Source organism: Mycobacterium sp. (assembly GCF_035603715.1).
Lineage (GTDB): Bacteria > Actinomycetota > Actinomycetes > Mycobacteriales > Mycobacteriaceae > Mycobacterium.
Map to the genome: position 1 here is coordinate 1 of NZ_DATNJW010000220.1, position 16,726 is coordinate 16,726.

At 66.1% G+C, this 16,726-nt stretch carries 8 protein-coding genes; 5 read left to right on the forward strand and 3 right to left on the reverse strand.

Annotation, left to right across the window (positions count from 1 at the left end; translation table 11 throughout):
- The 3 genes from VN856_RS09200 to VN856_RS09210 form a co-directional block, all read right to left on the reverse strand.
- A partial coding sequence (locus VN856_RS09200; protein ID WP_325688209.1) for a condensation domain-containing protein occupies positions 1-1,132 on the reverse strand: 1,132 nt, incomplete at its 3' end.
- Positions 1,122-9,593, reverse strand: coding sequence for an SDR family NAD(P)-dependent oxidoreductase (locus VN856_RS09205; protein WP_414686910.1), 8,472 nt, complete (start codon positions 9,591-9,593; stop codon positions 1,122-1,124). The genes VN856_RS09200 and VN856_RS09205, both read right to left, overlap by 11 nt.
- A 193-nt stretch (positions 9,594-9,786) precedes the next feature.
- Positions 9,787-11,187 carry a cytochrome P450 gene (locus VN856_RS09210; RefSeq protein WP_325688213.1) on the reverse strand — a complete coding sequence of 467 codons (1,401 nt, stop codon included), beginning with the start codon at positions 11,185-11,187 and terminating at the stop codon, positions 9,787-9,789.
- Between the two features lie 326 nt (positions 11,188-11,513).
- Between VN856_RS09210 and VN856_RS09215 the strand changes: the two genes are divergently transcribed.
- From VN856_RS09215 to VN856_RS09235, 5 genes are all read left to right on the forward strand, one after another.
- Positions 11,514-12,572 (forward strand): zinc-binding metallopeptidase family protein, encoded by a 1,059-nt coding sequence (locus tag VN856_RS09215; protein WP_325688215.1) that lies wholly within the window; start codon positions 11,514-11,516, stop codon positions 12,570-12,572.
- Positions 12,569-13,507: a glutaminase A gene (gene glsA, locus VN856_RS09220; RefSeq protein ID WP_325688217.1), complete on the forward strand. Its 939-nt coding sequence runs from the start codon at positions 12,569-12,571 to the stop codon at positions 13,505-13,507. Before VN856_RS09215 ends, glsA begins: the two co-directional genes overlap by 4 nt.
- Before the next feature lie 260 nt (positions 13,508-13,767).
- Positions 13,768-15,345 (forward strand): methylmalonyl-CoA mutase family protein, encoded by a 1,578-nt coding sequence (locus tag VN856_RS09225; protein ID WP_325688219.1) that lies wholly within the window; start codon positions 13,768-13,770, stop codon positions 15,343-15,345.
- Complete coding sequence (locus VN856_RS09230; RefSeq protein ID WP_325688221.1) at positions 15,345-15,746, forward strand: cobalamin B12-binding domain-containing protein; 402 nt, start codon at positions 15,345-15,347, stop codon at positions 15,744-15,746. Before VN856_RS09225 ends, VN856_RS09230 begins: the two co-directional genes overlap by 1 nt.
- A gap of 109 nt (positions 15,747-15,855) precedes the next feature.
- The coding region (locus VN856_RS09235; protein WP_325688223.1) for a CoA transferase at positions 15,856-16,726 on the forward strand (871 nt) is incomplete at its 3' end.

The following is a 16,726-nucleotide window of genomic DNA, read 5'->3' on the forward strand; positions in this document are numbered from 1 at the left end:
GGGTCTGTTCCCACGCAAACGAGACCTGGAACAGCGGCGTGTGGCTCAGATCGCGGGCGGGATCCAGCTTTTCGACGAGCAGCGCGAACGGAAAGTCTTGGTGCTCAAGCGCTTCCAGAACGGTCGTTTTGACGCGGCCCAGCAACGACCTGAAGGTCGGATCACCGCTGAGATCAGTCCGCAGCACCACGGGGTTGGCGATGTAGCCGACCAGACTGGCAAGGCCCGCGTGGTCGCGGCACCCGAACGGCGAGCCGATCAGCAGATCGTCCTGCCCGCTGTAGCGATGCAGCAGCGTGGCGTACGCCGCGAACAGGGTCATGTACGGGGTCGCGCCCGCGCTGCGGCCGACGTCCTTGAGCTGCGTGGTCAGCGCACGATCGACGGTGAAGCGGTGCACGGCGCCGCGGTACGTCTGAACCGCACCCCGCGGCCGGTCGATGGGCAACCGGAGCATCGGCATTTCCCCGGCCAGCTGCTGGCTCCAATACCGCCAGAGTCGGTCGCCCTCGGCTCCCTCGATGGCGCGGGTCTGCTCGAGCGCGTAATCGACGTAGCGCATCGGTGCGGGCGGCGGTGGTGGCGAGCCGTGCTCAGCGGCGTACAGCAGCCGGAGCTCGTCGAGGATCAAGTCGATCGACCACATATCCACGGCGATGTGATGCAGCGTCAACACGAGCAGGTGCTCGTCGGGGCCCTGAGTGATCAGGTTGAACCGCACCATTGGCCCGGTGCGCAGGTCGAAGGCGCGATCGGATTCGCGCCGCAGCCAGCGCTGCGTTTCTTCGGGATCCAATTCGAGGCGGTTGACGCGCACCGGCAGACGGGGGTGGACCAGCTGAACCGGTTGGCCATCACGTGTGGTGTAGGTGGTCCGCAAGATGTCGTGGCGGTCGACGAGCGCCTGGGCCGCGGCCTCCAGCGCGGTCGCGTTCAGTTCGCCGCGGATCTGCCCGGCGTAGGTGATGGTGTAAGCGGGGCTGCCCGGGGCGAGCTGGTAGAGGAACCACAGCGACCGCTGGCCATACGACAGTGGATGCGCCGACGCGGAGGCTTCCGCCTTTTCCATCAGCAAGCGTGCCAGCAGTACACGTTTCTCTTCGGCGGAAAGGCCCGCGAGCTTATCCGTCATCGTGGCCCTCCCTGGCCGCGAGGACGTCGCGAAGCAGCGCGTCGACGTCGTCGTCCGAGATGTCGGGGAGCCGGCCCAGGACGTCCATCCACTGGCCGTCAGCACCGTCGGTCCCGTTGACGGTGGGTGCGCCGTTCGTCTCGAAGGGCCGGGCGTTCGCGTCGGTACCGGATAACTGCTCGACAAGCCACGCGGCCAGCCCCGTGACGCTCGGACCGTCCAAAAGGCGCACGACCGGCACGACGATGCCCAAGTCACGTTCGATCTGAGCGCGCAACTCGACCGCGACGAGCGAGTCGACCCCGAGCCGAGCCAGCGGCGATTCGACGTCCAGTTTCGAGGGCGCCAGCCCGAGTTTGCCGGCAGCCTGTTCGCGCAGGTAGGACTCGAGTTGCCGTCGGCGCTCGCCGTCGTCGGCGTTCATGAGCGCGTCGAGCAGGTTGTCGCGGCGTTCGGGGGCGTCGCCGGCCGCCGGTGCGCCGAGCAGGTCCGCAATCAACGACGGCTCCATCCGCAGGACTGCGACCTGGGTGGCCGACGACCAGAACAGCTTCGACAGGGTCTGCAGGCCGTCGGCCACCGGAATGGGGATCATTCCGTGCCGGTTGAGGTTTCGTTGCTGTTCCGGCCTGTTGACCAGACCGACCTCGGCCCATGGGCCCCAGTTGATGCTGAGCGCGGGCTTGCCTTCCGCCCGTCGATACCAGGCGAGTGCGTCCAGGAAGGCGTTTCCTGCGGCGTAGTGCGCCTGCCCGGGTGAGCCCAAAAGCGCTGCGGCAGAGGAGAACAGCACGAAGAAGTCCAGCGCCGCAGCTGAGGTGAGCCGGTGCAGGTTCCAGGCGCCGTCGACTTTGGGTGCCATGACCTCGCGCAGCCGCGTGTCATCGAGGCGGGCCAGGATGCCGTCGTCGAGGATCCCGGCCGCGTGAACCACGCCGCGCAGCGGAGGCATGGTCGCGCGGATCGAATCGAGTACCGACGCCAATTGATCGGCGTGTGTGACGTCGCCGCGAGCGTAGACCACATCGCTGCCGTTGCTGCGCAACCCATCGATGGCCCGCTGGCCGTCCTCCGATGCCGGACTACGTCCAAGCAACACCAGATGTTTGACGCCGCGCTCGACCATCCAGGACGCAGTGGCGAGACCGATGCCGCCGAGGCCGCCGGTGATCAGATAGGTGGCGTCGGGTTCGAACTGTGCGGCGACCCCTTCCCGGTGCACGGCCGGTTGCTGCTGCTCGTGCACTGCGACGACGACCTTGCCGATCTGCCTGCCCTGCGCGAGTGTTCGCAGCGCGGTGGCGGTCTTCGCGACCGGGAAGGCGCGCACCGGCAGTGGGCGGAAAGCCCCCTGTTCGATGTGGGCGACGATGTCGCGCAGCAGGGCACCCACGTACGCTGGCCGATCGGTGATCAGTTGCGCGAGGTCGATGACCAGGTAGGCCGCGTTGTTCCGCAACTGCCACAGCCGAAGTCGGCCTTCCCCGTAGATATCGGTCTTCCCGATCTCCAGGAAGCGACCGTAGGGGCTCAGCGCCTCGAGACTGTGCGATATCGCCTCGCCGGACAGCGAATTGAGCACCACGTCCACGCCGTCGCCGCCGGTGGCGGCCAGCACCTCATTGGCGAAACCTAATGAGCGCGAGTCGAATACGTGCTCGACGCCTAGTCCGTGCAGGTGATCGCGTTTCTCGGGAGTGCCGGCGGTGGCGAGCACCGTCGCATTCAGCCAGCGCGCGACCTCGACGGCGGCCAGACCGACACCGCCGGCCGCTGAGTGGATGAGCACGCGCTCGCCGCGACGCAGCCGGGCCTGTTCATGCAGCGCGTAGTAGGCCGTCAGGTACGCGATGGGGACAGTCGCGGCTTCTTCGAAGCTGAGCTGAACGGGCTTGGGCGTGACCAGGCTGGCCGGGGTGGTGACGTAAGAGCCGATGCCCTCTGCCGCCAGGGCGATGACGGCGTCGCCGATCCGGACGTCGTGGACGTCGGCGCCCACGGCGGTCACGACGCCTGAGCATTCGACGCCGATCTGCGTCGGCCCGTCATCCTGACCGGGGTATACGCCGAGGGCGCGCATCACATCGATGAAGTTCAATCCGGTTGCGTGGACCTGAATTTCGACGTCTCCGGAGGCCGGCGAGCGACGCGCGACCACTCGGGTGTCGATGTCGTCGAGCACGCCGGGTCGCGAATATTCCATCCGGAAGACGGAGCCCGGTTCGGGCTGAGCGGTTTGAGATTCCGCGACGAACGGGGCCAATCTGGCGACGTAGCGTCGTCTGCCCCGAAATGCCACGTCGGTGTCGGACGCGTTGGCGAGCAACTCGTCGACGAGAGGCTGCAGGTCTTCGGGTTGCTCTTGGAGCGGCAGGTCGACCCGCGAGCAGCGCAGCTCTGGATGCTCATGGTCGATGCTGCGGCCCATGCCCCACAAGGGCGCCTGGGCGATCGACACGACGTCCGCATCCGCCTCGACCGGCTGGGCGCCTCGCGTCACCAGCCATAGACGCGGCGACTCCGACTGCTGTGCCGCCGTCACCGCCTGCACCAGGTGCAGCGCGCTGGTCGGGCCGATGACCCGCGTCGACTCCAGCGAATCCATCAGACTCCATAGGTGCACCACCCCCCGCAACGGCGCAACCAGATCATCCAGCAGGCGCCGAAAGTGTTGCGGCTGCGCCGGATCCAAGCGATAGTGGTCCGGTCCCATTCGTGCGAAGTCGACTCCCGGCTCGACGACGACGCAGGTCTGGGAGCGCTGTTCGAGCAGCTTCGCCGTGGTGCCCGTCGTGGTGCCGCCGTCACCGAAGATCAGCCAGTTTCCTGCCTCATCCGAATCCTGTTCAGATGCAGGGAATGTCGCGGCTTCCCAGCGCGGCACGAAGAGGTCGTCACGAGCGTCGGCTCGGGTGGTACTCGGCGCTGCGTCGGAGATGCGCTTGAGGCGCAGACCGCGCACCGCCGTGAGGACCTTCCCGGACCGGTCGAGCAGGAACACGTCGCCATCGATGGTGTGTGGCTCGGAACCCGACCCGTCGCGCAGCCGTGCGTGGCACCAGATGCCGTCGGGAGACATGTGATGGACCCGCAGATCGGCGACGCCGACCGGCAGGTACGTGTCGTGGGAGTGTCCGTTTCCGGCGGGAAGGGTGGCGGCGAGCACCTGAAAGCAGCCGTCCAGCAACGCCGCATCGATGCCGCCGGCATCCCCCGGCGCCAATCGAGCGATCGCTTCACCGTCGCGCCGCCAGACATCTGTCACCTTCTGGAACGCCGGCCCGTACTCCAGACCGTGTTGCGCGAGCCGGCTGTAGAACGCCGTCGCGGAAATCTTTTCGGCACAACGCTTTTGGATGTCTTCGGGGGGATGCGGTGCGGTGTCGACGTCCGGTTCGCCGGCGACCATCATGCCGTTCGCCAGCAGCGACCACGTCTGGGTCCCCGTGGCAGCGGAGTCCATGCCCTGCAAATCGAAGGAGGCGCGGCCCGACGGCTCCTCCCGGAGAACCAACTGCACGGTGCGCGGCTGCGCGCCGTCGAGGACCAGCGACCGGTGGAAGGAGACGTCGCGTGGCATCCGGCGGGGTGTGCCGAGGGCCCGCTCGGTACCGGCGACAACGAGATCGAGCAGGGTGGCTCCTGGGACGACGACGGAGCCGTGCACCCGGTGGTCGTTCAAGATCGGCAAAAGATCGGTGCCGACGTCGATTTCGCAGAGCACGGTGTTCGGCTGTGCCGACGAGCGGATCGGCCCGCGCCACGGTGACTCGCCGGCAACGGATTGGGCCGAGGTGTCGGGAGCCGCGGTGTCCAGCCAGAACCGTTCGCGCTGCCACGGGTACGTGGGCGCGGAGACGACGCGTCCGCCGCGGGAATGCAATCGGCCCCAGGCCACCGACTGCCCACCGGCGTAGAGGACGCCGAGTGAGGCCAGCACGGTGTCGCGGCCACCCTGATCGCGACGCATCGAGGGCACCAGCGTGCGGGCGCGACCGAGGTCGTCGGCATCCTCGCTCAGCGCGCTCAACAGGACCGGGTGCGGGCTGACCTCGAGGAAGACCCCGTAACCCTGCTCGAATAATTGCCGCGCGGCCGGCGAGAAGCGCACCTGCGAGCAGAGGTTTTCCACCCAATAGGCGCCGTCCAACGTGGCGCCGTCGATCGGCTCGCCGGTCACCGTGGAGTACATGGGCGTCGTGGGTGCCGATGGTCGAAGGCCGGTCAGCGCCGCGGCGAGGTCGGCGCGCAATGCATTCATGCGCGGGCTGTGCGAGGCCACGTCGACATCGACCCAACGGCAGAATCTGTCGCGCCGCCGAATCTCGGACATCAACTCGGACAACACATTCGAATCACCCGAGAGCACCGTCGACCGCACCGAGTTACACGCCGCGACCGCGATATCACCCTCACGTCCGGCGATGAACTCGTCTGCCTCGGCGCGAGACAGCTCCGCAGAGATCATCGCCCCGCCGTGCGCCGCACCGCGGAGCAGACGGGCTCGCGCACAGATCACCCGTGCCGCGTCATCGAGGTTGAGGGCGCCCGCGACGTGCGCGGCGGCTACCTCACCCATGCTGTGCCCGATCAAGGCGGCGGGTTCCACGCCCCATGACCGCCACAGCGCTGCCAGCGCGACCTGCACGGCGAAGATCGCCGGCTGGATCACGCCGATGTCGTCGAGGCTGTCGCCGGCCAGCAGTGCGTCGATCACCGAGGAGTCCAGGTGAGGGCGCATCGCGCGGTCGCATTCGGCCAGCGCGTCCCGGAAGACCGCTTCCTCGGCGTGCAGTTGCTGTCCCATCCGGCGCCACTGGGATCCCTGCCCGGAGAAGACGAATACGACACCCGGTCCGGGACGGCGACGGCCGGCCGTCAACCCGGGCCGGCTCCCGCCCTGCCGGAAGTCGGCGAGCGATTCGGACATCTCGGCGGCGTCGCGACCGACTGCGGCCAGCCGATAGTCGTGGTGGTCACGATGCACGGCCGCGGTGTAGCTGAGGTCCGCCAACGACATTCCGGCCTGCAGCGCCCGCTCGTAGCGGCCCGCCAAGGCGGACAACGCCTCGGGTGACCGGGCCGATAGCGGTAGCAACTCGACGCGATCATCCGTGTCGTGCGATCGCGTCGCGCGGACTTCAGGAGCCTCCGTCATGACGACGTGCGCGTTCGTGCCGCCGAAGCCGAACGAGCTGACGCCGGCGACCGCCCGACGATTGCTCAGCGGCCACGGCGTGCGAGTATCGGCCACCTTCAGCCCAAGCCGTTCGAACGGGATATGCGGATTGGGTTGCTCGAAGTGCAGACTCGCCGGGATCTCGCGATGATGTAACGCCAACGCCGTCTTGATCAGGCCGGCCATCCCGGCCGCGGCCTCCAAGTGACCGATGTTGGTCTTCACCGATCCGATCAGGCAGCGGCTGTCGGGCGTGCGACCTTCGGCCAGGATCGCGCCAAGGGCGTTGGCCTCGATCGTGTCGCCCAAGGCCGTGCCCGTGCCGTGTGCCTCGACGTATTGAACGCTGCTAGGGGAGAGGCCAGCGTGACGGTAGGCCTCGGCCAGCACGGCTTCCTGAGCATGCCGGCTGGGTGCCGTCAAACCGTTCGTCCGGCCGTCGTGATTGGTGGCGCTGCCACGCAGCACCGCATAGATCTGGTCGCCGTCGGTCAACGCTTGACTCAACGGCTTCAAGATGACGACGCCGGCGCCTTCGCCCCGTACGTATCCATCGGCGGCGGCGTCGAACGTCTTGCAGCGTCCGTCTGCCGCCATCAGTGTGGCCTTGCTGAAGTTGAGGCCCAATGCGGGGGAGAGGATGACATTCACGCCGCCGGCGATGGCCAGCGTCGATTCGCCGTCGCGAAGGCTGCGGCAGGCCAAGTGGACGGCGACGAGCGACGACGAGCACGCGGTGTCGATCGCCATGCTCGGCCCGCGTAGGTCCAGCGCATAGGAGAGCCGGTTGGCGGCGATGCTCAGTGCGCCGCCGGTGCCGCTGTAGGCGTCGATCAGATCGGGACGGCCGAATTGGAGGCTTCCGTAGTCGTAGGTGGAGACGCCCACGAACACGCCCGTCGGACTGTCTGCCAGCCGCTCGGTTGGCTGGCCGGCGTCTTCCAGCGCCTCCCAGGCCACCTCCAGCAGCAGACGCTGCTGGGGGTCGATGCGCGCGGCCTCCCGGGGCGAGATGTTGAAGAACTTGGCATCGAACTGGTCGACGTGCTCGAGGAAGCCACCCCTCCTGACGCTGTCGGGGCCCGGGGTCCAGCGCTCCGGCGGAATGTCGCCGACGGCATCGCGGCCCTCGGTGAGCAGTCGCCAAAATGCCGCCGGATCGCCCGCTCCGGGGAAACGGCAGCCGATGCCGATGATGGCGATCGGCTCGTCGACGCTCACCGCCCGTGCGTCGGCGTCGTCGACCTGCCGTTCCTCGGTAATGCCTTCGGTCAGGTAAGTGCACAGCGCATCGATCGTCGGGTACTCGTAGGGCAGCGTGGGCGAAAGCTCTTGTCCCACTCGCTCTGCGAGCGTCGCCGTGAGCCGGACCGCGCGCACCGAGTCGAGGCCGTAGTGCGCGAACGGGAGAGATGTGTCGATTTCAGTCTGGGAAAGGCCCAGCAGTTCGGAAAGCTGCGAGGCCAACCAGGCCGCCAACTCCCGGGCGCTGGATGTGCTGCCCAGCGGTCCCGAGTCGCTGGCACTGGAGCCTTGGCGGGGAGCGCCCGACGACGTTGCCTGCCACTGCGCAATCGACGGCAGGTCACCGTCGAGGAAGCGCTGCCGGCATCTGCTGCGCCGGATCTTCCCACTCGACGTGGTGGGAATCGTCGACGGCTCGGTGAGAACTATTGTGCGAGGCTGGATTTCGTGGTGTTCGGCAACTGCGGTGCGGATCTCGGCGAGCACCTCGTCGGTGTCGATGTCACCGGCCCGGTAGCGGTCGACTTCCTGTACGACGACGAGTTGCTCGGTGGAATCCGAATCGAGCGTGATCGAAAAAGCAGCACCGCGGCCGCGCAGCAATGCGTCGTGGCTGTCCTGCACCGTGGCTTCGATGTCTTCGGGGTAGTGGTTACGGCCGCGGATGACGATGAGGTCCTTCAGTCGGCCCGAGACGAACAGCTCGCCGTCCACATGGAAGCCGAGGTCGCCGGTGCGCAGGAACGGCCCGCGCCCGTCGGCGAGAAATACGTTGAAGGTCTGCGCAGTTTCCGCCGGCTTGCCCCAATAGCCCTTCGCGACGCTGCCGCCGGCGAGCCAGATCTCCCCGACCTCGTTGCCCGCGCACGGTCGGCCGGTCGCCGGATCCACGATGACGGTGTGGTGATTCCGCTGTGCCTGACCGCAACCCACGAAGGACGCCGCGTCCGGGTGTTCCGGTGCTACGGGGACGATACGGTGATCGCGCAGCGCGTCGCTGTCCAAGTGGCGCACCACCGGCGCGGCTCGGTCCGCCTTTCCGGAAACCAGCAGGGTGGATTCGGCCATGCCGTAGACCGGAGCGAACCCCCTCGGCTGGAAACCGGCGGGGGCGAAGGCGTCGATGAACCGCTGCAGGGTGGCGGCGCGAATCGGCTCCGCGCCACACATGGCGGTCAACATCGTCGACAGATCCAGCGCCGCGCGCTCTTCGGGGCTGCTGAGGTCGACACACAGTTGGTAGGCGAAGTTCGGCGCGGCGGTGATGGTGCCGCCGTGCTTGGATATCGCTTCCAGCCAACGCATCGGGCGCTCGATGAACGACTCGGGCGGCATGAAGTACGACGTGGCTCCGACGTAGATCGAGGCGAGAATTCCGCCGATCAGCCCCATGTCGTGGTGCAGCGGCAGCCAGAACACGCCCTTGGCCCGGTCGTCTCCGTAGCCCCACGCGGTACGAATGGCCTCCACGTTGCTCAACAGGTTGCGGTGGGTCACTACAACGCCTTTCGGCGAACCCGTCGAACCCGAGGTGTACTGCAGCATCGCGGTTGAGTCGGGGTCGATGGCCGGCGCGACCCACTCATCGGGCGAAGCGGCGATGTCGTCGACGGCACACCACTGCATGGCCGGGCCGTCGGCCATCTCGTCGATCGCGCTCTGGAACTTCGCCTGGGTCTCGGCCGTGGTCACGGTGAAGCGCGCCTCAGTATCGTGCACGATCGACGCGACGCGGCCAATCACCCGGGCGCGGGCGGGCGGGTGCACCGGCACCGGCACCACTCCGGCGTAGATGCACCCGAAGAACGCGACGATGAAGTCCAGCCCCGATGGGCACAGCACGAGTGCACGTTCGCCCGTGGCGCCCATTTGCTGCAAAACGGCGGCGATTGCGCGCGCCCTGTTATCGAGTTCGCCGAAAGTCAGCTGGCTGTGTTCTTCGCCTGCGGGTGAATAGCGGCAGTAGTCGAAAGCGGCTTTATCGCGGTAGGTTTCGGCTCTTTGCCGTACAAGATCCAGGAAAGTCTGGTCCGTCAATAGCATTCCTTCCGGCGTTCATTCTGGACGCCGAGCCGGGATCTCGACCACGAGGTAACGGCGATATCGCCGTACGAGCATCTGCAACGGAGCGTTCGACGACGCTTTTCGTCGCGGCAACTACGTCGCAATTCGCCTCGCATTTGTTCTCCAGTCTTTTACGTAAAGCTTATTTGCTGGTGAGGATGCCCGGTCAGGAAATTGTTGGAATGTTCTCCCGCGCCGATTTACCAGCTCGATGGTGGGTGGACAGCAGGACCGGAGCGCCGTCAGTCGGCACTGGCAAGGGGTGTTTGCGGCTCGGTCGACCGCCGGGTCGGCTGTCGATTGCGGCGAGCCGGCGGTGCTGCAGCAGGGTCCGTAGCAGCACGCGCGCCTCGAACAGCACGAACTCGGCGCCGACACAGCGGTAGACGCCGCCGCCGAACGGCAGCCACGTATTGGTGCCCGGCCGCGTGTCCAGAAAGCGTTCGGGCCGAAAAGCGGTGGGATCAGGATGTAAGTCGTCGCGTTCGTGCATCGCCATGATCGCGATGATGATGTACGCGCCGCGCGGGATATGCAGCCCGTTGAGGTCGAAGTCGCGCAACGCCCGGCGCCCCGTGAGGGGCAACGCCGGCCGCAGGCGCATCGACTCGGCGATCACGGCGTCGAGGTACGCGTCCTCGCCGCCGTCGATACTCTCCTCGAGCGCGGCGAGGGTTTCGGGTTGGTGGACCAGCAGTTCAGCCACCCAGCCCAAGGTGACGGCGGTGGCGGCGTAGCCGGCCAGCATCAGCCCGCGCATCGAGCGCGCCAGAAATGCGTCGTCGCGCGGACGCTCGTCCTGTTGGTTGATCTCCAGGAACAAAGTCAGGCAATCGTCGGGGCGAGACCCTGTGCGCCGCCGCTCGGCAATCTCTTCGAGGACGATGGCGTCTACGGCAGCGGCGGTACGTGCGATCTGCGGGATCGCCACCCAACTCCCGCGCAGCGCCATCGTCAGCATGCCGACCCCGAGGAAAGCCGGGCTCTCGGTAGCCGCGCAGTGCGCGAGCATTGCCCGCTCCAGTCGTTGCATCCGTTCGGGCTTGGAGACGCCGAAGATCACCGTCATCATCACGTCCAGTGACAGCTGGCCGCCGATGTCGCAGAACTCGACCCGCTCGCCGAGTGGCCACTCCGGCAGCCTGCGCAGCACAATATCGGTCATCGCCCGTTCGTAGGATTTGAGTGCCTTGCCGTGCAACGGCGGGGCCACCTTACGTTTCTCTTCCATGTGGGCTTCGCCCTCGAGGAATATGAACGCGTCGCTGCCGAACAGCTTTTCGTGGGGAGAGAATCGGCGCATCAACTCCCCGAACGACAACGCGCCCTCCCGGTCGGCGAACACGGCCTTGGCGTCATCGGGAGATGAGGTGACGACCATCTTGGGACCCAACGGAATGTCGATCAAGAACCGCTCGCCGAGGCCGCGGAGCGGTGAACTCTGTCCGAGCGGCCTGAAGAAGCGCCCTCGATCACGCGCCAGGCCGCGCACTCCGACCCGCGGCAACGTGTCGATGGTGCGCGGAGAATGCTGCGGGCTCGGGTCGTGACTGGCGCCGGCAGTCATCTTCACCTCCAACTCGAGATAACGGCCTAGCGGACCCTACCCAAGCGGTGTCGAGCATCCTGGCCTCGACGCTGCGCAATGTCATCCTACTGCCGGCAGAGATCTCATTTCAGAGGCAGCAACACCGACCACATGGTTGGAATTCCGCGGTCAATTCTCGAATGAGATGGCCACCCGATCGTCAATCGGCCATTAACCAGGCACCATTAGGCTCGTCGGCGCCGAGTTTGTGACCGAGGAGGGCTTGTGACGGCGATCGCTTCACCATCCACCGGTCACAACGTGCAATCTCCGTTTGGGCCGGCCAGCACAACCGGACCTTGATCGTGCGCGCCTTCAGATGCCCCAACTGCGGACAGGCGGTCGCGTTCGAGGAGCAGCAGTGCTCGACGTGCGCCTCGACGGTGGGTTTCCACTATCCGTCGTGGCAGATGGTGTGCGCACCGTCGCAGACCGTCACGGTGAACGGCAGTGGCTGGTTTCGATGCGCGCACTGGGAGCGCGGCTGCAACTGGCTGACCGCCGACGACTCAGAATCCGGCCGCTGCTATGCCGACAGCTTCGTGCGCGAAGGACCCGCGCCGGATGACAGCGAGGCGATGTCCGAACTCGATTCGACCCTAAAGGCCCTGCGGCGGTTGATCTTCGAGCTGATGGACCTGGGCCTGCCGATTCAGCCGTACTACGCGGACCCGCACGGGCTGGCGTTCGATCTGCTATCGAGCAAGACACTGGGCCGACCGGTGACGATCGGGCACGCCAGCGGAGTGATCACCATCGACCTGGCCGAGTCGCTGGAGCTATACCGCGAGCGTCTGCGCATCCAGCTGGGTGAGCCCTATCGCACGATGCTGGGCCACTTCCGCCACGAGGTCGGCCACTACTACGAGATGCTACTGGTGCAGGACACCCCGCTCATAGACGACGCCCGCGCGATGTTCGGCGACGATCGGGAGGATTACCAGGCCGCTCTGCAGCGCCACTACCGGGGTCAGGCACCGGCGGACTGGCACGACGACTACATCTCGCAGTATGCCACCGCTCACCCGTGGGAAGACTTCGCCGAAACCTGGGCGCACTACCTGCACATCACCGGAACCCTTGCCACGATTGCGGATTCGGGCCTGGTCGTAGAAGCTGATCGGGTGAAGTGGGACCTGCCCGCGAATATCGACGCTCGGGAGTCTTACGCCGACGCCACCATCGAGGACATCATGGCTGACTGGTGCGTGCTGTCGGGGGTGCTCAATCGGGTCAACAACTCGATGGGCCGCGACGACCTGTACCCGTTCACCATCCACCCGCACGTGGTGACGAAGCTCGGCTTCATCCACCGGGTCGTGACCACCGCTGCAACAGAACACGCTGCGGTGAAACAGAATTGACTGCCATCCCAGCCGAACGGATCGACGATTCGGTCGTCGCGGCGCACGCCAAGCACCAGAAGATTCGCGGCGGCAAGAACGCCGCCTACATACCGGCCCTGGCGAAGGTTGACTCGCAGCTGTTCGGGATCTGCGTGGCGACCGTTGACGGTCAGACGTTTTCGGCCGGCGACGCCGACAGTGAGTTCGCTCTGGAGTCGATCTCGAAGGTTTTCACGGCCGCGCTTGCGATGGAACAAGTCGGCGCGCGGGCGTTCCACCGCAAGGTGGGCGCCGATCCGACTGGCGAGGCGTTCAATTCGGTGCTCGCGCTTGAATTGCACAACGACAAGCCGAACTCGCCGATGGTCAACGCGGGGGCGATGACGACGACCAGTCTGGTCTCGGCCACCGACGCCGAGGATCGGTGGCGTCAGATCCTGCAAATCCAAAGCGATTTCGCCGGTCGGTCGATTTCGATCAGCGAGGAAATCGCCGCCTCCGAGCGGGCCACCAACTTTCACAATCGCGCGATCGCGTGGTTGCTGCTGTGCGGCGGCTACATGTACTGCGACCCGATGGAGGCCTGCGACGTCTACACGCTCCAGTGCTCGACGATGGTCACTACCGTCGACTTGGCCGTCATGGGTGCGACCCTGGCCAACGGAGGCGTCAACCCGGTCACCACTAAACGCGTCATCGCGAAAGCCAACGTGCCGCCCGTGTTGGCTTTGATGACGATGGAGGGTCTCTACACCGCCTCCGGCGACTGGGCTTACACGGTGGGATTGCCCGCCAAGAGCGGCGTCGGAGGTGGGCTGGTCGCGGTGGCGCCCGGCAAATTGGCGATCGCCGCCTACTCGCCACGGCTAGACCAGGCCGGCAACAGCGTGCGCGCTCAGGCCGCGATCACCCAGATCGCGCACACTCTCGAGCTGGGGCTTTTCAATACCTAACGTCCGCATCCAGGGCGAACTTGCGTGCCTCGACAGTATGCGTCGCCGAGCTGCGACGTGCGCTGCCGCACCTGTTGACCATCGCGGTAACTTACAATTACAAATTAGCCAGAAAATGTATCGGCATTGCCCACCTATCGAGATGGTCTTGGAATGCGTTTGACGAAGTTGATCGAGCACTATGACGCTTGATTTGGGCCGCGACGACGTCCTGAAGTCGACAATCCAGAACCACTCGGCGACCAGCGCGGCCGGCCCCGATGAGTGACGTCGTGCAGACCCCTTCGGGTATCCCGTTGGAGCCCGTGTACGGACCGGGTGACCGGGCGCCGGACCCGCCGCCGCCCGGGGAGTACCCGTTCACCCGCGGCAACTTCGCGTCCGGCTACCGGGGCAAGACGTGGACCTTTCGCCAATATTCCGGATTCGGCACCGCCGAGGAGTCGAACAAGCGGTACCGGTACCTATTAGGCCAGGGCGGCACCGGGCTCTCAGTCGCGCTGGACCTGCCGACCCAGTGTGGCTACGACTCCGATGACGCGGAGTACGGCGAGGAGGTCGGCCGCGTCGGTGTCGCTGTCGACACGCTCGCCGATGTCGAGTTGCTCTTCGACGGCATCCCGCTGGACAAGATCAGCACCAGCTTCACCATCAACGGCACCGCAGCCATCCTGCTGGCGTTCTACGTCGCCGCCGCGGAGAAGAAGGGCGTGCCCCGCGAGAAGCTCACCGGCACAATCCAAAACGATATTCTCAAGGAATACGCGTCGCGCGGTACTTGGATCTGGCCGCCGGAACCGTCACTGCGGCTGATCGCGGATACCATCGAGTTCTGCGCAGCCGACGTGCCGAGGTTCAACGCAATCTCCGTGGCGGGCGCGCACTTTCGCGACGCCGGCGCCAACGCCATCCAGGAGATGGCCTTCACGCTGGCCGACGGCGTCACCTACTGCGACACGGTCGTCGAACGCGGTCGGATGACCATCGACAAGTTCGCGCCGCAGATCTCGTTTTTCTTCTATACCCACGGCGACTTCTTCGAGGAGATCGCGAAGTATCGGGCGGGGCGCCGCCGCTGGGCGACCATTGTGCGCGAGCGCTACGGCGCCACCACCGATAAGGCGTCGATGTTCCGCTTCGGCTGCGTCGCGGGCGGCGCGTCACTGTATGCACCCCAGGCGCAGAACAACTTGGTGCGCGTCGCCTACGAGTCGCTGGCCGCGGTGCTCGGCGGCGTCCAGTCGATGTTCACCGCGGCGTGGGACGAGCCGTTTGCCCTGCCCAGCGAGGAATCCGCGACGCTGGCGCTGCGCACTCAGCAGATCCTCGCCTACGAGACCGGAGTGGCCAAGGTTGCCGATCCGCTCGGCGGCTCCTACTTCGTCGAAGCACTGACCGATGCCACCGAGGCCAAGATCATCGAAATCATGGACGACCTCGAAAAGCACGGCGGCATGGTGCGTTCCATCGAGGACGGCTACCTGCAGGGGTTGATCGCCGACGAAGCCTTCAAGATTCACCAAGAGGTCGAGTCGGGTGAACGCCCCGTGGTCGGCGTCAACAAGTTCGTCACCGACGAGCCGGCGCCTGACATTGACACCTACGAACTGAACGCCGAAGGTCGCGATCTGCAACTGAAGCGGCTGGCGAAGATCAAAGCCGAGCGTGACCCGATCGCCGTCAAGGAAACGCTTGCCGCACTCTCGCGGTCGGCCGAGGGCACCGACAATCTGATGCCACGACTCATCGACTGTGCCAATGCGTACTGCTCCGTCGGAGAGTTGGTGACGACGCTCAAAGCGGTGTGGGGCGAATTCCAGCAGCCGGTGGTGTTCTGATGGGGGCTCGCGTCCTGGTCGCGAAACCCGGGTTGGACGGACACGACCGCGGCGCGAAGATCGTCGCGCGCACGCTGCGCGACGCCGGATTCGAGGTGATCTACACCGGAATCCGCCAGCGTATCGAGGACATCGTTTCGATCGCGCTGCAAGAGGACGTCAAGCTTGTCGGGCTTTCGATCCTGTCCGGCGCCCATGTGGCCCTGACCGCGCGCACCGTCGACGCGCTGCGGGCCGCGGACGCCGGCGACATCGCGGTGGTCGTCGGCGGCACCATCCCGCAGGCCGACGTGCAGAAGTTGTTGGATGCCGGTGCGGCAGCGGTGTTTCCGACCGGCACGCCACTGGATACCCTCGTCCGCGACGTACACGCTTTGACGGACGCCGGGGGAGAAGACTGATGCGGCACGGCTGTACGCGCACATTAGAACCCGAGGTCGTTCGGTGACCGGACCGGCAACTCGGTCCACGGGTCCTCTCGCCGGCATCCGGATCCTCGAGATCGGTCACATGTTGGCCGGGCCATACGCCACGATGATGCTGGCCGATCTCGGTGCCGAGGTCATCAAGATCGAACCGCCGGACGGCGACATCTCGCGGCAGGTCGGGGATTCATATTTCGCCAGCCTCAACCGCGGCAAGCGCAGTATGTGCGTCGACCTGACATCTGAGGCGGGCCAGCGCGAGCTCGGTGAACTCATTTCGGGATCACATGCGCTGCTGGCGAATTTGAAACCATCCGCCATCCGCCGATATGGCCTCACCTACGACGCGCTGCGTCGGTGGAACGACCGGATTGTCTGCGTGGCGCTCACCGGTTTTGGTCTGGAAGCGGGTGATGATCCGGCATTTGACTACGTCATCCAGGCGACCACCGGCGTCGCCGCGCTGACCGGCGATCCGCTTGGACCACCGACCTTGCCGGGATACTCCGCGGCTGACAATTCCGCCGGACTTACTGCTGCCCTTGGATTGCTGGCGCAAATCGTCTCTGGCCGCGGCGGGCAGGTCGAGGTATCGCTGCGTGATGTAATGCTTTCCCAGCTGAACTATCGCGCGTCGGCCTACCTCAACGACGGCATCGAGCCAGCACGGTTGCCGATGGGTGCCCACTCGTATTATGTTCCGGCACAGCTCTTTCCGACTGCGGACGGATTCCTGGCACTGTTCATCACCCACGACAAATTCTGGCGGCTATTCGCCGCGGAGGCCAACATCGTGGGGCCGGCGACAATGAGAGAGCGGGCCGAACGGCGCGATGAGGTGCTCGCCGTGGTCGCCAGCGCTCTGGCCACCGATACCGCCGCGCATTGGGAGTCGCGCCTGCGTCCGTTGGGCGTACCCGTCGCTGCTGTCCGAACGCTGCCCGAAGCACTCGGCG